Source organism: Salibacterium qingdaonense (genome assembly GCF_900114715.1).
Taxonomy (GTDB): Bacteria; Bacillota; Bacilli; order Bacillales; family Marinococcaceae; genus Salibacterium; species Salibacterium qingdaonense.
Genome location: NZ_FOTY01000027.1, coordinates 14590 through 31644 on the forward strand (window position 1 = coordinate 14590; position 17055 = coordinate 31644).

The 17055-nt window shown below is 50.3% G+C and carries 18 protein-coding genes and 2 pseudogenes; 15 read left to right on the forward strand and 5 right to left on the reverse strand.

Annotated elements, in window-relative coordinates:
* Positions 1-6: 6 nt before the first annotated feature.
* Positions 7-786 carry a hypothetical protein gene (locus tag BM058_RS14900; protein ID WP_090927934.1) on the forward strand — a complete coding sequence of 260 codons (780 nt, stop codon included), beginning with the start codon at positions 7-9 and terminating at the stop codon, positions 784-786.
* 71 nt (positions 787-857) lie between these two features.
* Here BM058_RS14900 and BM058_RS14905 read toward each other — a convergent pair whose 3' ends face one another.
* Positions 858-1517, reverse strand: coding sequence for a type 1 glutamine amidotransferase domain-containing protein (locus BM058_RS14905; protein ID WP_090927935.1), 660 nt, complete (start codon positions 1515-1517; stop codon positions 858-860).
* A gap of 142 nt (positions 1518-1659) precedes the next feature.
* Between BM058_RS14905 and BM058_RS14910 the strand changes: the two genes are divergently transcribed.
* Entirely contained in the window at positions 1660-2142 is a 483-nt protein-coding gene (locus tag BM058_RS14910) for a metallophosphoesterase family protein (protein ID WP_090927937.1), read from the forward strand.
* Positions 2143-2355: 213 nt separating this feature from the next.
* Here BM058_RS14910 and BM058_RS14915 read toward each other — a convergent pair whose 3' ends face one another.
* Positions 2356-3132 (reverse strand): hypothetical protein, encoded by a 777-nt coding sequence (locus BM058_RS14915; RefSeq protein ID WP_090927939.1) that lies wholly within the window; start codon positions 3130-3132, stop codon positions 2356-2358.
* Positions 3133-3567: 435 nt separating this feature from the next.
* Between BM058_RS14915 and BM058_RS14920 the strand changes: the two genes are divergently transcribed.
* Complete coding sequence (locus BM058_RS14920; RefSeq protein WP_090927941.1) at positions 3568-4560, forward strand: Gfo/Idh/MocA family protein; 993 nt, start codon at positions 3568-3570, stop codon at positions 4558-4560.
* Between the two features lie 526 nt (positions 4561-5086).
* On the opposite strand, the gene BM058_RS14925 is transcribed toward BM058_RS14920, so the two are convergent.
* On the reverse strand, positions 5087-5293 hold the full coding sequence (locus BM058_RS14925) for a hypothetical protein (RefSeq protein WP_090927943.1): 207 nt from the start codon (positions 5291-5293) through the stop codon (positions 5087-5089).
* A 125-nt stretch (positions 5294-5418) separates the two neighbouring features.
* Here BM058_RS14925 and BM058_RS14930 point away from each other — a divergent pair, with 125 nt between their 5' ends.
* From BM058_RS14930 to BM058_RS14960, 8 genes are all read left to right on the forward strand, one after another.
* Positions 5419-7470, forward strand: coding sequence for a BglG family transcription antiterminator (locus BM058_RS14930; protein ID WP_090927945.1), 2052 nt, complete (start codon positions 5419-5421; stop codon positions 7468-7470).
* 26 nt (positions 7471-7496) lie between these two features.
* On the forward strand, positions 7497-7985 hold the full coding sequence (locus tag BM058_RS14935; protein ID WP_090927947.1) for a PTS sugar transporter subunit IIA: 489 nt from the start codon (positions 7497-7499) through the stop codon (positions 7983-7985).
* Positions 7982-8263, forward strand: coding sequence for a PTS sugar transporter subunit IIB (locus BM058_RS14940; protein ID WP_090927949.1), 282 nt, complete (start codon positions 7982-7984; stop codon positions 8261-8263). The genes BM058_RS14935 and BM058_RS14940 overlap by 4 nt, the downstream gene beginning before the upstream one ends.
* 118 nt (positions 8264-8381) lie before the next feature.
* Positions 8382-9644: a PTS galactitol transporter subunit IIC gene (locus BM058_RS14945; RefSeq protein ID WP_090927951.1), complete on the forward strand. Its 1263-nt coding sequence runs from the start codon at positions 8382-8384 to the stop codon at positions 9642-9644.
* A 21-nt stretch (positions 9645-9665) separates the two neighbouring features.
* Positions 9666-10721 carry a zinc-binding dehydrogenase gene (locus tag BM058_RS14950; protein WP_090927953.1) on the forward strand — a complete coding sequence of 352 codons (1056 nt, stop codon included), beginning with the start codon at positions 9666-9668 and terminating at the stop codon, positions 10719-10721.
* Positions 10718-10882 (forward strand): hypothetical protein, encoded by a 165-nt coding sequence (locus BM058_RS18365; protein WP_177195581.1) that lies wholly within the window; start codon positions 10718-10720, stop codon positions 10880-10882. Before BM058_RS14950 ends, BM058_RS18365 begins: the two co-directional genes overlap by 4 nt.
* Positions 10879-11931: a galactitol-1-phosphate 5-dehydrogenase gene (locus BM058_RS14955; protein WP_322787890.1), complete on the forward strand. Its 1053-nt coding sequence runs from the start codon at positions 10879-10881 to the stop codon at positions 11929-11931. Before BM058_RS18365 ends, BM058_RS14955 begins: the two co-directional genes overlap by 4 nt.
* A gap of 84 nt (positions 11932-12015) precedes the next feature.
* Complete coding sequence (locus BM058_RS14960) at positions 12016-13203, forward strand: aminotransferase-like domain-containing protein (RefSeq protein WP_090927955.1); 1188 nt, start codon at positions 12016-12018, stop codon at positions 13201-13203.
* Between the two features lie 386 nt (positions 13204-13589).
* On the opposite strand, the gene BM058_RS18370 is transcribed toward BM058_RS14960, so the two are convergent.
* Positions 13590-13745 carry a hypothetical protein gene (locus BM058_RS18370; RefSeq protein WP_177195579.1) on the reverse strand — a complete coding sequence of 52 codons (156 nt, stop codon included), beginning with the start codon at positions 13743-13745 and terminating at the stop codon, positions 13590-13592.
* On the opposite strand from BM058_RS18370, the gene BM058_RS14965 reads away from it, so the two are divergent.
* Positions 13711-13944: an undecaprenyl phosphate translocase family protein gene (locus tag BM058_RS14965; protein ID WP_245737030.1), complete on the forward strand. Its 234-nt coding sequence runs from the start codon at positions 13711-13713 to the stop codon at positions 13942-13944. The two genes, BM058_RS18370 and BM058_RS14965, sit on opposite strands and share 35 nt — an antisense overlap.
* Before the next feature lie 344 nt (positions 13945-14288).
* Positions 14289-14411: pseudogene (locus BM058_RS18920) on the forward strand (ATP-binding cassette domain-containing protein); the annotation flags it as partial.
* 413 nt (positions 14412-14824) lie between these two features.
* Here the strand turns inward: BM058_RS18920 and BM058_RS14975 are convergent.
* Entirely contained in the window at positions 14825-15922 is a 1098-nt protein-coding gene (locus BM058_RS14975; protein ID WP_090927959.1) for an NAD(P)-dependent alcohol dehydrogenase, read from the reverse strand.
* A 483-nt stretch (positions 15923-16405) separates the two neighbouring features.
* On the opposite strand from BM058_RS14975, the gene BM058_RS14980 reads away from it, so the two are divergent.
* Both BM058_RS14980 and BM058_RS18530 read left to right on the forward strand, forming a co-directional pair.
* Positions 16406-16585: an H-type small acid-soluble spore protein gene (locus tag BM058_RS14980; RefSeq protein WP_090927960.1), complete on the forward strand. Its 180-nt coding sequence runs from the start codon at positions 16406-16408 to the stop codon at positions 16583-16585.
* Between the two features lie 285 nt (positions 16586-16870).
* A pseudogene (locus BM058_RS18530) lies at positions 16871-17055 on the forward strand (IS21 family transposase); the annotation flags it as partial.

Here is a 17055-nt window from a genome sequence, read left to right on the forward strand (position 1 = left end):
TTCCGGATGATTGTCAAACTATTTCTGCCGCTGTCCATCCCGGTCGTTCTCATATCCGTCGTGCTCCAGCGCTGCATCATCAGCGGCCTGACTGCCGGAGCGGTGAAAGAATATTTTTGCATTTTTTTCGAAACGAAAGAAACAAAAAGCGATCCGTTTGTTATAGTTGAATTATCAAACAAAAAGGTAAGGATCAAAGCCGGCCTTGAGCATTCCATTATGACAAGAGAACGGATGAGAATAACATTGAATACCAAGCAGAAGTTGATAAAATTTTCGTTAATAGTATTGGCATCAGCCCCTTTTGTACTGATAGCTTCGTGCGCTAATTTCGATAATGGGGGGCTGATAGCCGAGAGTAACACTCACGGGGCTGAAGATGCTGAATATTACCCAGTGTTTCATCAAAATGATTTCGAAAACAGATGGAATCAGTTTGATTTCAGGAACACCGCTCCAAATATAGATTGGGAAGAATATGCTGTTATCTTTATAGCAACAATTGAATCAAAAAACTGTACAAAAGAAATAGAAAATATTGAATCTAATCCTGATGATAATGTTATAGATATAACACTGGAAGAAAATAATACACCTTGTTTAGAAATGGGAATACCAAAAACCTTTGTCCTAAAACTTGATAGAGAAATGGTTAAAAATATGGAAAAAGTTCAAATTAACTCTGCTGATGTTAAACTTGGAAACGTTCACCGCCGGGACCCCGCCGTTTCATCAATAAACGCATTGTCATCTCATAAAAAAGATCCGATTATCCATGCAGGATAATCGGACCCTTTTTTTATTCAACATTTTTCGATTTCAACTCATATATGGTTCGTTCGTAAAAAGAAAATGTCTTAGGCTTCGAGCGTTTCGACGACTTTTTCCGCGGTGCTTTTACTGGACTGCGGATTTTGGCCGGTGACGAGCTTGCCGTCCACGACGGAGAAATCGCTCCAGCTTTCACCGCGTTCGATGTTGGCGCCTTTTTCGCGGAGCTTGGATTCGAGCATGAACGGCATGTGCGCATCCAGCTGCATTTCGATTTCTTCATCATCGGTGAATGCTGCCACGCGTTTGTTTTTCACAACCGGTGTGCCGTCGGCGTAGGTGGCGTTCACCAGACCGGCCGGGCCGTGGCAGACGGCGCTGATCACGTTGTCTTCTTCCGCGAAATGCTGCAGAACATTCTGCAGAACGTCACTGTCCGGGAAGTCGAACATTGTACCGTGGCCGCCCGGAAGGAAGACAGCGTCATAGCCGTGTTTGTCTTCTTCGCTGAGCTTCACGGTGTTTTGAAGAACCGCTTCCGCGTCTTTCCATTCCGCGCGGTCTTCGATGCTGTTTGGATCAAGCGGAACTTCGCCGCCTTCAATGCTTGTTACTTTTACGTCGTATCCCTGTTCTTTAAATACATTGTAAGGTACAGCAAATTCTTCGAGCCATAACCCTGTTTTATGATCGTCGGAGATGGTGGTGTGGTTCGTCACGACCATCAGTACTTTTTTATCTGCCATGCAATCGACCTCCTTTATGAATGTGCGGGTACATCATATAATGAAATTCCACTCCGCGTAAAAAATAATGCTCACGGACCGGCGTCCACTCCAAGTATTCCTCCTGTGGGGTGGGGATAAACATAAGAAAGGAGCGTTTCCGGTGAAAATTGCAGTTCTTGGGGATACCCATATCAAGAAAACGGACAAACCGCTTCCGGACAGGCTGCTGCGGGAACTTGCGGCTGCCGATCATATCATTCATACAGGAGACGTGCAGGTTCCGGAGGTACTGCATACATTGGAGCAGCACGCCCCGGTAACCGCCGTGTGTGGCAATGTGGATGGAGAAGACATCCAGGACCTCGTACCACACAAACAGCTGCTCGACATCAACGGCTGGGCGGTAGGTGTCGTCCACGGCCACGGGGAGAAAAAAACAACCGAACAGCGCGCCCTTGAAGCGTTTCAGGATCCGCCTGATATTCTCGTTTTCGGCCATTCCCACCTGCCGCTGCTGCGGTACAGCGGCAAAACGCTGCTGTTTAACCCGGGATCCCTCTTATACCGGCGCAGAGCACCGTACTGCTCCTTCGGCATCCTCCATCTCGAAGACAACATAGAAGCTTCCCATGTCTTTTTGTGACAGGTTATGAAATAAAGTAAGAATGTTCCACCTATTCTTCTGTTCCAGCTACCGATTTCATCGATATAGAATGGTAACCTTTAAGTAACGGCGGAACCAAATTGCCAAAGGGGCCGCTGATTCATTATTACGGGATGCAGAACAGATAATGAGGTGAGAAGAAAACACGTAAAAGAGCTGCCCAGTATCATCCGGGGCAGCTCTTTCTTATGTTTACAGTTTCTCCTCATTCAGCTGTTCGTCGATAAAATCAAGGTAATCATCTTCGTTTTCGGGTTTAAGGGCGCCGGTTTCCTCCAGAATGCGCTGAAGCTGGACATAGCCTAAGGCGTCATAATGATTGGATTCGTCAATCGCGCTGTTCAATTCGTCCAACGCTTCTTGCGCAGTCTTCCCTTCCAGTTCGGTATCCATCGGCTCAATCGCGTCTATCATATTTTCCATTCCTTTAATAAGCTGCTGCCGGACAAAATCAATCTCTCTTGTTTCCAGCTCCACGCGCTTTGTGTCCATAAGTATATCAGGAACGTTATTCATGAAACGATTATAGTGAAGTTCAATGGTTGTCTCTGCCTCAATGGCGGTTGTAACTCCATTTACGTAAGAATCATACTGCTGTTTATGTTCATTTGTTAAGGCTTTGACCAATTTCTCATAATCGCTTTGCAGGGCTTCTTTGGAGGATTCCACTTCGAGTCCCACATCCGCCCACACTTCCTCATATTCATACGGTTCGTAGTTTTCTCCGTCGGCGCTTCCACCAGCCTCATCTTCACCGGTTCCTTCCGAATCAGCACTTTCAGAACCGGTGTCCGTTTCTTCTGATGCCGCCGTTTCCTCCGGACTGTTTTCAGCTTCTTCCTGCTGTTCTTCAGCCGCTCCGCTCTCTTCGGCTCCTGCCGAAGACTCCGCATTCTCTCCGTTGCTGCCGCACGCAGCCATGACGGTTACTGTCACTGTACATAAAATCAAGAAAAATATCTGTTTCATAATAACCTCCTGCTTCTGTTACGATTTTCCACACATGATCCAGCATACAAAAAGAAATGGTATGGAGAAAGAGGGTGTGGAAAAAAAGATAAAAACAGGAAATTCGATGCAGGGATAGTGCTTTTCTCTCATAATATTGTTTGTTCATATACTGCTTAGGGTTTTTACGGACACTTTACCGAAGAAAATGTCTGTAAAACCTGTATTACGGACAAAAATAGGGACGAAGGCTGTTAAAATGGCTGTAACCTCAGGATATTGGACACTTTTCCCTCCCAAATGTCCGTAACCGGCCGATACTGGACATTTTGCCGCTTGAAATGTCTACAACCACCGTAGCAGCTGCTTCGTAAAAAATCAGGAATCAATAAAGGAGATGAAGGGACAGGGGCAGAAGTGGTAGAATAAGAATAAAGCATGAAAAGGAGACTGGACATGACAATAAATATTGGATTCATGGGAACCGGGAATTTCAGTAAAAAGCATGCCGACATTCTATCCACCCGACGGGACGTGAATATTGCTGCATTTTTTGGCACGAGTCAGGAGAAGGCGGATCGGATGGCGAAGCAGTACGAAGCCACCGGTTACGGCGATCTGGCGGAAATGCTCGATACCGAAAAGCTGGATGCGGCTTATGTGTGCGTTCCTCCGATGGCGCACGGCTCGATTGAACAGGAGCTGATCGACCGCAGCATTCCTTTTTTTGTAGAAAAACCGCTCAGCAACGAAGCGGACATGCCGGCTGATTTTGCCCGTCAGATTGAGGAGAAATCGCTGATCACCTCGGTCGGCTATCATTTCCGGTACAAGCAGAATACGCAGACGATGAAGAACTTTCTTGAGCTTCAGGAGATCGGGATGATTACCGGACGCTGGATGAGCGGCATTCCGCAGACGGCCTGGTGGACCGACCAGGAAAGGTCCGGCGGGCAGTTCAATGAGCAGACGATTCATCTGGTCGATCTGCTTCGTTTCACTGCCGGGGAAGTGAAGAGCGTGTATGCTGTCTTTGCGAACACGATCCTGGGTAAAGACGAAAATAATGTATCCATCGCCGATGTTGGCGCAGTAACGCTGACGCTTGAAAACGGCATTATTGCGAACTTCTCCAACACGTGTGTCCTGCCGCCGCATGTTCACGACATCGGCATCACCTTCTACACCGATGACGGCATTTTAAGCTGGCAGCCGGACCGTGTGGAGCATGACAGCGGCGGCGTGATGGAAGAATATAATGACCGCGACGACCCGTATGAAAAAGAAAATGAAACCTTTATCGAAGCGGTGAAAAGCGGAGATACTTCTGAAATCCAATCAGATTACAGCGATGCGCTCAAAACCCAGCAGATCACCGCTGCCGCCCTCCGATCCGCAAAAACCGGACAGGTCGTTGAAATCACGAATCATGAGAACCAAACAAAGTAGAGAGCCCCCCCCCCCCCCGACAGCAGATACGCTCTGCTGTCTTTTTTTGCGCTGAAGACTGTTTCACCGGCGGGAGAGGGAGGAAGTGGTCGTTAGAGCAGGTCTGGGGACCAACGGCACGCTGAGGCGAAAGCTGGATTGGTCGTTAGAACGCTCCAGTGGCCAATCCACCGCTGACCTAAGCTGAAATTGGCCGCTGGCTCCCAGCTAACGACTGATTCCCGCCAGCCGGAATGGAAAATTGGTCGTTAGGGAAGAGCACCAGGCCGCCCTTCCCCCGGACACCCATTCAACGCTTTTCCCCTGGGGCATGTACGCGCTAACGACGATTCCTCTGGCTGGTCAGGGGGAAGAAGGTCGTTAGAGCAGTCCTGGCGACCGATTGCATGCTGGAGCGAAAGCCGGATTGGTCGTTAGAACGCTCCAGGGACCACTTCACCGCCGCTCCCCACTGGAATAAGTCGCTTGACGCTGTCTAAGGACCAATTCCCGGCGTCCGAGGCAGACAAATGACCGTTAGCGGATCCTAGGCATTGATTGCAGAAATCCCCGGCCGGTGAAAAGGAATTCCGGGAGAAACGGCTGCGCCTTTATGATTCGATTCCCGCGATTTCTGCATCAATCCGTGCGTTTCTGCATCGATTCCCGGGCTTTTTCTCTTTTTCTCGATCGATTCTCTGGATTTCTCCCTCGATTCCCGGATTTTCCCAATCGATCCGCATGCAAACAGCATCAGGACGCCCCCTGCATAAAACCATCACAGTGTGTGACAATCGAACGTGCAAGAGACTGGGATGAAAGCGTATACATCAAAGCTTGTTCCGATGATAGAATGAACATATGGAAAGGGGGGAGACGATGCAGCTTGACCAGCGGAGCAGTGATCTACTGAATGAACTGGCTGCTAATCCCGGTCTGAACAGCAAAGATCTTGAGGTCAAGTACAACCTGAACCGGCGCCAGCTGAAATACAGTTTTGACAAAATCAACGGCTGGCTGAAAACGAAAAATCTGCCCTGCATTGAGCGGACGAGACAGGGGCTGTTCCTGATTGATCCGGTTGTTTCATCCACGCTTTTCGGAGGTGAAACGAAAGAGCAGCAGGAAGACAACGTTCTTTCAGAAAAAGAGAGGGAGGATATCCTGCTTCTTCTGCTCCTGGGCGGCCCGGAAGAGCTGTCCCTCATACATTTCACGAGCGCGCTTGATGTCAGCAAAAACACAGCGTTGAATGATCTGAAAAAAGTGCAGGAACGGCTCGCACCCTACGACGTCACCGTCACGTATTCCAGGCGGACCGGGTACGAACTGGAAGGGAAGGAATTCGCCATCCGTCAGGTCCTGCTCCACACCGTGGCCCGCATCATGGGGCATTCCGGGGCAAAGGGACGCTTCCTTGAGACGACGGAGCTTCATGAAGAAGAGATCACATTTTTTCAGGAGGTGATTCAGGACATCGAGCACAGCCTGCAGCTGAAATTCACTGACGAGAAAATGGAATCCATGCCTTACGTGCTGTCGCTTCTGCTGCGCAGAGTAAGCCAGGGGCACTGTATAGATTCGTTTTATATTCATTATGAAGAAGTGATGGACACAAAAGAATGGAAAGCAACAGAAAAAATTCTCGAAGGACGGGCGGAAGTGCCGGTGGAGGAGCGCCTGTTTATTACGCTCCATCTGCTCACTGCCAATGTGTACTGGGCGCAGGATCTGACAGAAGATGCTATTCCGGATCTTCTCACAGCGCTTGAAGACATGGTGCGGTTGTTTGAAACGTATTCCTGTATTCATCTGCATAATAAAGAGCAGCTGCTCCACCGGTTGATGCTTCACGTGAAACCCGCCTATTACCGGGTGAAATACAAGCTGACCGACATCAATGAATGGGAGCTTGGGATCAGTGAAGAATTTCAGGAACTGCATCACTTGGTGAAGCAGTCGACCGGACCGCTTGAGACGCTGATTGGAGAGCCGATGCCGGACAACGAAACAACGTACATTACGATGTTAATCGGCGGCTGGCTGACCAGGCAGGGGGACAGCATTCACAGCAAGACGAAAGCGCTCGTCGTCTGCCCGCACGGTGTCTCGGTTTCAAGACTTCTGTTCGGGGAGCTGCGCGATGTATTTCCGGAACTCGTCTTTTTGGACGCGTTGTCGGTCCGGGATTTCCAGAAATATGAACTGGAATACGACGTCGTGTTTTCCCCGGTCTTTGTCCAAACGAAGGCGACGCTGTTTCTCGTAAGCAAGATGCTGGACCCCGATGAGAAAAAACGGCTGCGCCGGCAGGTGATGTCGGAGCTGCACGGGTATACCCCGGAACATTTAAGCGTGGAAACGATGCTGGACATCGTGCACAAACACGCCCATGTGTCCGATGAAGATGCCCTGCAGCAGGAGCTTGAGAAATACGTGCACCGGGACAGCGGGTCGGCGGATGCTGATCCAGCCGTTCAGCGTAAACCCCAATTGTATGAAATGGTCACCCCGGAACGAATCCGCATCCTTCCTAAAGCGGCGGACTGGACCGGTGCCCTGCAGGCGGCAGCCCGGCCGCTGGTGGAAGAAGCAAGCATTACCGAAGAATACGTGGAGGCGATGCTGGCGCAGGGACAGGACGATCCATATTTTATACTCGGAAACCACGTAGCCATCCCCCATGCCAGCCCGGAAAACGGGGTGCAGCAGATGGGAATGAGCCTGCTGAAACTGGAAGAAAGCGTGTCGTTTGATGACACGCACCGGGCCCAATTCATTTTCGTCATCGCCGCGATGGATAAACACGACCACCTGCAGGCGCTGCGTCAGATTATGAAATTGTCCCAGAACCAAAGCGATATAGAAAATTTAAGGAATGCAGCAACGACCGATCAAATCCAAACGATCCTGCAGAAATATGCCTTTTAAGACTACAAGCAGAAGGAGTGCCGGCCTTGAGTGATTTACACATCGACGAAACTTTAATACTGGATAACATGCAGGCCGCAGACGCCGACGACGTGCTGCGGACGATGGCTGCCAATTTGTACGATCATGAACTTGTGGAAGAAAGTTATATTCAGGCGGTCATCGACCGGGAGCACGAACACCCCACTGGTCTGCCGACGAAGGGGCCGGCTGTGGCCATTCCCCACACGAGCAAAGAGCACGTCCGTCAAAAAACAATCAGTATCGGCGTGCTGGATGAACCGGTTGCGTTTGGCATCATGGGCGAAGAAAAGGAGACGGTCCCGGTGGAACTGGTTTTTATGCTCGCCATGGATGACGAACATTCGCAGTTATCAATGCTGCAGCAGCTGATGAGTATTTTTCAGGACGAAACACAGCTGTCTTTTTATAAAAATACGAAAGACAAAACAAAGCGGAAAGAGGCGCTGATAGACACGCTCTCACTATCCCGGCAAGGAGGTGAAACAAGATGAAAAAAAGAGTGCTTGTGGCGTGCGGCACAGGTATTGCCACGTCAACGGTCGTGAACGATGCGATTGAAAATATGTGCAAGAACCACGATATTGAAGCAGAAGTCATCCAGTGCAAAATTTCCGAAATAGCACAATACGAAGATTCCGCTGATTTATTGGTTACCACAACGGTGACGAAAAAAGACTATCCATTTCCGGTCATCAACGCCCGCGCGTTTTTAACCGGTATCGGAACCGAAGAAACAGAGCAGGAGATTCTGGATGCATTGAAGCAGTAAAAAACTAAAACCTCCCGGAACGGCCGGCGTCCGGGAGGGGTGTACTTTTATTTATTATTTATACATTTATTACTAATTATGGAATAAATAATTATTTATTTATCAAGGGGGAAACATTGTGCAGGGACTTATAGATGGTTTTCAGGCATTTTTGAATATCGGTCCGACGGTTATACTGCCTGTGGTTATTTTCATCATCGGTATTGGCTTCGGACAGAAGCCCGGTAAGGCATTTCGTTCCGGGTTGACGATCGGGGTGGCGTTTGTCGGTATTAACCTTGTCGTCGGACTGCTCGTGGATAATCTCGGACCTGCGGCAGAGGCGATGGTGGAGAGGCTCGGGGTCGAGCTGAACGTCATTGACATCGGCTGGCCGGCGGCGTCCACGATTTCCTGGGGGATCCCGATTGCCGCGTTTATTATTCCGCTGGCCCTTCTTGTGAACGTTATCATGCTGGTTACAAAAACAACGAAAACGATGAACGTCGATATCTGGAACTTCTGGCACTTCGCGTTTATGGCAGGCATGGTTTATGTGATGAGCGGCAGCATTATTCAAGGCTTAATTGCGGCCATTCTGTTTGAAATTGCGTGTCTGAAGATCGCGGACTGGACCGCACCGATTCTCGAGCGCGAATTTGATCTGCCCGGCGTATCGGTGGCAACCGGAAGTACGGCCTCTTACGCTCCGCTTGGCATCCCGCTCGTATGGCTGGTGCAGCGGATCCCCGGCATCAAGAAGCTCCACGCCGATCCGGAGACGATCCAGAAACGCTTCGGCGTCTTCGGGGAATCGATTTTCATCGGCCTGTTTCTCGGAATCGCGCTTGGCATTCTGGCAGGATATCCGTTTGGGGAAGTGTTCAACATCGGTATTACAATGGCTGCCGTGATGCTCTTGATGCCGCGGATGGTGAAGATTCTGATGGAAGGGCTCATGCCGATATCGCAGTCGGCGCGTGATCTGCTGCAGCGTAAATTCGGCGCGAAAGACATCTACATCGGTCTCGACGCAGCGGTAGCAATCGGTCATCCGGCGGTTATCGCGACGGCACTCATCCTCGTTCCGATTACGGTGGCCCTTGCGATTGTGCTGCCTGGTAACAATGTACTTCCGTTCGGGGACCTTGCCACGATTCCATTCATCGTCGCCTTTATCGTCGGAGCCGCGCGGGGCAACATCATTCACTCCGTCATTGTCGGCACCGTCATGATCGCACTCACGCTCTACATGGCAACCGACGTCGCCCAGATTCATACCCAGATGGGCGAAGCAGCCCAGTTCGATATGCCGGAAGGAACGAGTCAGATTTCGAGTCTCGACCAGGGCGGCAACATGATCAACTACGTCATCTACAAATTCTTCTCGCTCTTTAATTAACGAAAAAAGGAGGAACGCGTGATGCAGGCGCTTGTGAAAGAACAAAAAGGGTACGGCCATCTCATCGTCAAAGACGTACCGGAACCTGCTCCCGGACCGGACCAGGTGAAAATCGAAGTGAAATATGCCGGCGTCTGCGGGTCGGATCTGCATGCTTACGAAGGGCATTATGACGTGAAAACACCGGTTATTCTCGGTCATGAATTTTCCGGAGTTGTCGTGCAAATAGGAAGCAATGTCACCGAATGCCGACCGGGAGACCGGGTGACAACCGAGACAACGTACGACATCTGCGGGGAGTGCCGGTACTGTGAAAGCGGGGACTACAACCTCTGTCCCCGCCGCGTCGGCCTCGGCTCCAAGCAGGATGGCGGCTGGACGAATTACGTCATTGCGCGTAAAGAAAGCATCCATGTGCTGCCGGAGGAAGTCGATTATGAAGCAGCCTCGTTAACCGAACCGCTCGCCTGTGCGTATCACGCGGTAGAAAAAGCAGAGGTAGGAAAAGGGGACACCGCGGTCGTTCTCGGCCCCGGCCCGATCGGCCTATTGACCGCGCAGGTGCTCCAGGCGGGAGGCGCTTCGGTCATCATCACCGGTCTCAGCCACGATAAGACGAGGCTTGCCAAAGCGGAGGAACTTGGCATCGATGAGCAGATCAACATCGAAACAGAGAATGTGAAAGATATCGTTTTGGAGCGCACGTCCGGATACGGCGCCGATCTTGTTTTCGAATGCACCGGCGCTCCGCCGGCGGCCAATATGGGACTGGATCTCTTGACGAAAAAAGGACAGTACGTCCAGGTCGGTATTTTTCCGGAGGAGAAAGTCTCGCTGAATGCAAGCGACATCATCCAGAAAGAAATCCAGGTGACCGGCACCCGCAGCCAGAAAGCGGCCGACTGGGAACCGAGCCTGGAACTCATACGAAGCGGAACCGTTGATACGAAGGCTCTGATTACCCACGAATTCGATATCACGCAGTGGGACGAAGCGTACGACGCGATTAAAAACGGCGGAGGCATTAAAGTGTCCTTGACGCCTGTCAATATGGAAGAAAGAGGGGATAATACATGATTCAATCGATGGTGGAAACGATGCTCGGTCCGTTGAATCCGGTACTTGATATGTATACGGCGAACCAGACGTGGATTAATACCATTCTCGTGGCAGCGGCATCCATCGGTATCTTCCGGCGCCGGTTCGGCCGCGGGAACACAGAGGAATCGTCGTCATGATGATGAAGGCGCTGACGCTGCACGGGAAGAAGGATCTCCGGATGGAAGACGTGCCGCTGCCGGAAGTGACCGCGCCGGATGACGTCGTGATACAGGTGGCGGCCGCCGGCATCTGCGGGTCGGATTTGTCCCGGTATGCCAAGCTCGGCCCGTATGTGAAGGGCATGACGTTCGGCCATGAATTCGCAGGCACGGTGCTTGCAGTCGGAACAGGTGTCACCCACGTGAAGCCGGGGGACCGGGTGGCCGGATGCCCCGCCTTTCCGTGCGGGACGTGCCGGGAATGCGAAAAAGGAAACCCGGCCCGCTGTCAGGCACTCACGGTGCTCGGCGCTTTCCGGCCGGGCGCTTTTGCCGAACAGACGAAACTACCCGCCGCCAACGTTGTGCCGGTACCGGAAGGCGTAACGATGGACGCGGCAGCGCTGATGGAGCCGTCCGCGGTCGCCCTGCACGCCTTGTACCGCTCGGCTTTGGAGCCGGGCGCAGCAACTGCTGTGCTTGGCTGCGGCAATATTGGGCTGCTCAGCATCCAGTGGGCCAAACAATTCGGCGCAGATAACGTCTATGCGATCGATATCGATCCGTCCAAGCTCGAACGCGCCGCCCGCCTCGGCGCCGACGTCTGCCTGAATCCAAAAGAGCAGAACGTGGAAGAAGCGCTGCTTGCATACAACGGAGAGGGAGTGGACGCCGCCGTTGAATCCGCCGGATCCCCGGTCACCTCCGTTCAGGTGCTCGCCCTGCCGAAAAAAGGCGGCGACGTCATCTACATGGGCATTCCGTATAATGATATCACGTTTGAACGCTACTACTTTGAACGCATTGTACGCAACGAACTCCGTGTCCTCGGCGGATGGAACGCCGTATCCGCCCCGTTTCCCGGCCGTGAATGGAGCGCAACCGCCGCGGCTCTTGCAGATGGAACCCTCGAAATGGAACCGGTCATCTCGCACCGCCTGCCGCTTGAGGAAGGCCCCGCCGTTTTTGAAAACATCATCAACCAGGAAGAACCGTTCAGCAAAGTCATCCTGCATCCGGATGGCTGAACATTCAGTCTTCGTATCGGATTCTACGCGCCGCTGTGTTATAATAAGTAGGCGTAATAATCCACGATAAAGGGGCTAACGCTCATGAAATACGGTTTTGCAAAACGGGTTAACCATATGCAGTCTTCGGCGGTGCGCGATATCTTAAAGGTCGTGAACCGCGGCGACGTCATTTCGTTTGCCGGCGGCCTGCCGGATGAGAATCTGTTCCCGGTCGAAGAAGTGAGGGAGGCGTTCAACAAAGCGCTCGACACCGATGCCAAAGCACTCCAGTACGGCGAAACGGAGGGTGTGCCGGCACTCCGGTCAAAACTGACGGAACGCATGGCGGACAAGGGAATCCACCGCATGCCGGAAAACGTGCTCATCACCTCCGGCTCGCAGCAGGCGATCGATCTGTTCGCGCGCGTTATGTTCAATCCCGGCGACATCGTGCTCACTGAAAATCCAACATACCTCGCCGCGATTCAGGTGTTTCAGTCCTATGAAGTGAACATCGTACCGGTGGACGCAGACAACGACGGCATGACAAAAGAGGATCTCGAAACAAAAATCCAGCAGCTGAAGCCGAAGTGTATCTACATCGTTCCGACGTACTCCAACCCCGACGGCAAAGTCTGGTCGCTCGAGCGGAGAAAAGAACTGCTCCGGCTCGCGGAAAAGTACCATACGATCGTATTCGAAGATGATCCGTACGGCGACATCAAGTTCGATGAAGCAGAAACCGTGGCGCCACTCGCTTCCCTCGATGAAAACAAATACGTCGTCTACACGAGCACCTTCTCGAAAACCGTCGTGCCCGCTATGCGCACCGGCTGGATCACGGGGCCGTATCAGATCATCCGGATGATGGCCCAGGCGAAGCAGGCGACCGACCTGCACACGAACTCGCTTACCCAGCACGCGCTCGTGAAGCTGCTCGAGGACTTTGATCTCGACGCCCACATCCGCACGCTGCAGCGCACGTATAAAGAACGGATGCACGTCATGAAAGACATTTTCGATCGCGCCGATGACATCGACATCCGCTACCACGAACCAAAAGGCGGCATGTTCTTCTGGGTTTCCATGCCGGAATACGTGAACACGAAAGCGCTCCTCGACGACGCGGTCGACAACGGCGTTGCCTTCGTACCCGGCGCCCCGTTCTACGTAAACCAGCCCGCCCAGAACACGATGCGCCTCAACTTCACCAACGCCGAACCGGAGTTGATTGAAGAAGGCATGAAACGACTGGTGGAAGTCATGAACAGCGCGCCGGTGCAGAAATAAGATGCTGATGGATGGAATCCTGCGAGCGGGGTTCCATCTTTTTTTGCGTTGCGGGGATGGGGGAGAATAAGGGGACACTAAGTTAATGAGTTCATGTGTTAGTGTCCATGCAAGGGCAGGTTGTGGACACATCCCTCTGTTTACTGCGATTAGTATCCACCGGTGAAAAAGAGGAACCAATGGCGCCGGATTCCCGCGGCATAGTATCCACTGATGCAGGATGGAAGGACACTAAGCCACTGTTTTTCCATCGCAGTGTCCCTTAGTATACATATGAAGATGGTAGAAATGTGAATTTATGGGTTGTAAAATAAGAGCAGGATAAATAGAAAGAGGGGGCAAAGATGCAGAAGAACGCAGGTTTACTACTGTTCTCGATTAATCTGCTAATCGTTTTCGGAGGCGGATTTGTGATTAGTTATGTGAGGACCGGTGACTTTTATATAGGACAGATGATAGGCACTGATGACGCTGAACCTGCCAATTATAGCTGCCATCGGTTCCGGGATGGTAGCCGGCGTTTTGTTTATAAGTAAACTCATCCGTTACCTTCTCGCGAATTATCCGGCGGCAACGTATGCAGCAATGGTTGGATTGGTGAGTGGTTCCATATTTGCCATTTTTCATTCTTTAGAGGGGACGCTGAACAGTCAAATCATCATCATGTCCTCGCTACCATTCCTGGCCGGTATAATCAGCGTGATCCTTTTAAACCAAACCTCACATCCCCGGTCCGAATAAGTTTTTTCAGGAAACGCTGAGGCTGCATAATCAATACTCTAGCTATATCCATCGGGATTTCTCATGAAGAGTGGGCCATTTTTGTTTTTTGAGGTCATCATGATACTCTTGACGGTATTGCTTATCATGATCTCAGGCAGAAAGTAAAACCCCATCCTTACATTAGAGAGGCAACTCTAAAAAGGATGGGGTTTTCATAACCTACTGAAATTGTTGCCCTCTTTGAAGGGCCGTCTGCATCGTTCAAGAGGCAGGGGCAGTTTCCGCTGTCCCTGCCTTTTATTATGCTCTAACTGTACCATATTATGATAATAATATCAAAGCAATAAATCGAAACTCAGCAGAAGAAGTATTCGTTAGGCATGAAGCAGCGCCTTGGGATTGCGCAGGCCATTATGGAGAAGCCGAGCGTCGTCGTTTTGGATGAACCGACGAACGGACTGGATAAACAGGGCGTGAAAGGTGTACGAAATGGACGGTGGCCGCATCCAGCGTGTGGTAGAAAGAATCGGACAGTCTTAATAGGGCAGAGGATGGAAGCCGGCCGGGTTTCCATCTTTTTGTGGCGCTGGAAAGGGAGTGGACACTAAGTGATTGATATGGTGGCTTAGTGTTTTCCAGCGTGAGTTTTGGGTACACTATCATTCTATTATCTATGAATAGTTTCCACCCGCAGAAAACGGGAACCACTAACACAGCCCTTCAGCCGTATAGTGCCCACGGGCATGGATTCGGAGAACACTATGCCGCTTTTTTCATTCGTAGTGTCCCTTTCGAAAGATTCCCTTTACATCGTGAACATGCATTTGCTCGAACGAACAGAAAAAGGGGCTGTCCTGATGCAGGAAGCCCCTTTGACCCGGCGTATGACCGGCTTCGATTAGGCATGATCCATTTTTACGATCGGTTTAACGGTTGATCCATTTGCTGAATCATCAAAAGCTTGATTGATGTCTTCTAAATTGTAATATTTCACTAATCGGTCGAAAGGGAATTTCCCTTTTTTATAAAAATCAATCAGCCGGGGAATAAATATTTGAGGTATGGATTCTCCTTCTATAGCTCCGGACAGCGATTTTCCTTCGGCCATCACGTCATCAAATACATTAAAACTCATATCCTGTGTCATTCCCACTACTGCGGAAGTGCCCATAGGACGCAGAGCCTGCAGTGACTGCCTTGTTACTTTAGCTGCGCCTGTTGTTTCTACAGCATAATGAGTGCCGCCGTCTGTTTCTTTATTAATTTCCTCGACAACGTCTACTTCACTTCCATTAAAGGTGTGGGTGGCTCCAAGTTCTTTGGCCAGTTCCAGTCTGCTGTCATGCACATCCACGGCCATAATTTTAGAAACACCGGTTAACCGGGCACCCATGATGGCACTTAAACCTACAGCACCGCATCCGTAGACAGCGATTGTTTCACCGAATTGAGGTTTTAATTTGTTCATCACGGTTCCGCTTCCTGTTTGAATCCCGCAGCCCAGCGGTCCAAGAACAGCCAAATCAATATCTTTGTCAACTTTTACAACGTTGCGCTCATTTGCGACGGCATACATGCCAAACGAGGATTGGCCAAAAAAGGAGGATAAATGCTCTCCGTCTTTTGACAGTCGCTGTGAACCATCCAGCATCTTACCGCCGAAGTTCAATGGGGTCATTCGTTCACAGTAAGCAATGTTGCCCTGTAAGCAGTTTTCACATTGACCGCAGGATACATAAGAAAGAACAACATGGTCTCCTTCCTCCACTGACTTCACCCCGGGTCCGACTTTTTCAATAATCCCTGAGCCTTCATGACCCAGAACGGCGGGCAGAGGAGTGGGAGCTTCCTGGTCCCGCGCTACAGCATCGGTATGGCAGACACCCGAAGCGACAACTTTTATTAATACTTCGTTTGTCTGCGGTTCCTGAAGTTCTACTTCTTCAATTTCAAACGGAGCACTTTCGGCTGGTGTGACGGCAGCTTTCATTTTCATATGTTTCTCCACCTTTCTTAAGAAGCATATAGTATTTTTCCCTCATGTATAAGAATAAAACTTGCTAAAATCTGTGTTAAAAGTTTCGATCATATTCCTGTTGTGAAGAGAATAACTGACCATACCAGTAAGAAACATAGCAACTTCTGCCACATCACCCACATGAAATTCTTATCTGAAACAAAAAAGTCAAGATTATTCCACAGTATTTTCGCATTTGTTATTATGTCACTTTCTTTCTCGATGAATGCACTGTTATAGAAGAAACTATTGGAAGCCGGTGGGAGGAGAGGGGAGAGAACACTAAATAGTCAATATGGCGGCATAGTGTCCCCGATGGAATACGTCCTGCCGGAAGTCTCTACATAAAATACCGCCAACGTTTACTATTCTGTATCTTTTCCAGCAAAAATAATCCCTCCGCCGCATAAATGGTCCAGGCCTGCTTATCCTAACGACAGAAAGAACAAAGGAGGGCCTGCAATGGATATATTACGTGCAAAGGAAATTTCGGAATCACCTGTTATGGCAGGCGTCACTTACGACGGAACGCCGGTCTATATTCAGCGTGTTCATGATGAAGATAATACAGCAAGGATCTATTCGCTTGGGGATCCCGACCATGAACTGACCGTGCCGCTGCACGATTTGATTGAAGATTAAAGGCATTTCTTCTGCGGAATGTCTTTTTTATTTTCGAATGCAGGATAATCTGGTCCAGAACGTTATGGTGACGCGCACAGAAATTTTTATCGTATAACGTGGATTCACCGGGACCGGTTTGAACGATGAGTACGGCATTTGATTTGTACCACCAATGCAATCTTTTTTACCAACGAATGCAGCGTATTTTACCACTCTCTGCATTTGTCTTTACCATTCCACTGCCTCCTGTATACTTAGTGGGCATGCCTTACGGCATGACATTAGGAATACAGGAGGTTTTTTATGTTCCCTTATCGTCGAATACTGGAATTACATGGCGAAGAAGAAAGGAGTTTACGAAGCATATCCGCTATAACTCGTCACTCCCGGCAAAAGGTGACGGAAGTCATACGACTTGCGGAAAAACGGGGGTTGAAGTGTCCATTGGATGAAGATATGACGGATCCCTGGATTGAAGATTTTCTTTA

Excerpts from the sequence above, each read along its gene's own strand:
- BM058_RS14900 (WP_090927934.1), top strand. The coding sequence starts at position 7 with ATGATTGTCAAACTATTTCTGCCGCTGTCCATCCCGGTCGTTCTCATA.
- BM058_RS14905 (WP_090927935.1), bottom strand. The coding sequence starts at position 1,517 with ATGGCAGATAAAAAAGTACTGATGGTCGTGACGAACCACACCACCATC.
- BM058_RS14915 (WP_090927939.1), bottom strand. The coding sequence starts at position 3,132 with ATGAAACAGATATTTTTCTTGATTTTATGTACAGTGACAGTAACCGTC.
- BM058_RS14920 (WP_090927941.1), top strand. The coding sequence starts at position 3,568 with ATGACAATAAATATTGGATTCATGGGAACCGGGAATTTCAGTAAAAAG.
- BM058_RS14925 (WP_090927943.1), bottom strand. The coding sequence starts at position 5,293 with ATGCTGTTTGCATGCGGATCGATTGGGAAAATCCGGGAATCGAGGGAG.
- BM058_RS14930 (WP_090927945.1), top strand. The coding sequence starts at position 5,419 with ATGCAGCTTGACCAGCGGAGCAGTGATCTACTGAATGAACTGGCTGCT.
- BM058_RS14940 (WP_090927949.1), top strand. The coding sequence starts at position 7,982 with ATGAAAAAAAGAGTGCTTGTGGCGTGCGGCACAGGTATTGCCACGTCA.
- BM058_RS14950 (WP_090927953.1), top strand. The coding sequence starts at position 9,666 with ATGCAGGCGCTTGTGAAAGAACAAAAAGGGTACGGCCATCTCATCGTC.
- BM058_RS18365 (WP_177195581.1), top strand. The coding sequence starts at position 10,718 with ATGATTCAATCGATGGTGGAAACGATGCTCGGTCCGTTGAATCCGGTA.
- BM058_RS14955 (WP_322787890.1), top strand. The coding sequence starts at position 10,879 with ATGATGATGAAGGCGCTGACGCTGCACGGGAAGAAGGATCTCCGGATG.
- BM058_RS14960 (WP_090927955.1), top strand. The coding sequence starts at position 12,016 with ATGAAATACGGTTTTGCAAAACGGGTTAACCATATGCAGTCTTCGGCG.
- BM058_RS14965 (WP_245737030.1), top strand. The coding sequence starts at position 13,711 with ATGGTAGCCGGCGTTTTGTTTATAAGTAAACTCATCCGTTACCTTCTC.
- BM058_RS18370 (WP_177195579.1), bottom strand. The coding sequence starts at position 13,745 with ATGAGTTTACTTATAAACAAAACGCCGGCTACCATCCCGGAACCGATG.
- BM058_RS14975 (WP_090927959.1), bottom strand. The coding sequence starts at position 15,922 with ATGAAAATGAAAGCTGCCGTCACACCAGCCGAAAGTGCTCCGTTTGAA.
- BM058_RS14980 (WP_090927960.1), top strand. The coding sequence starts at position 16,406 with ATGGATATATTACGTGCAAAGGAAATTTCGGAATCACCTGTTATGGCA.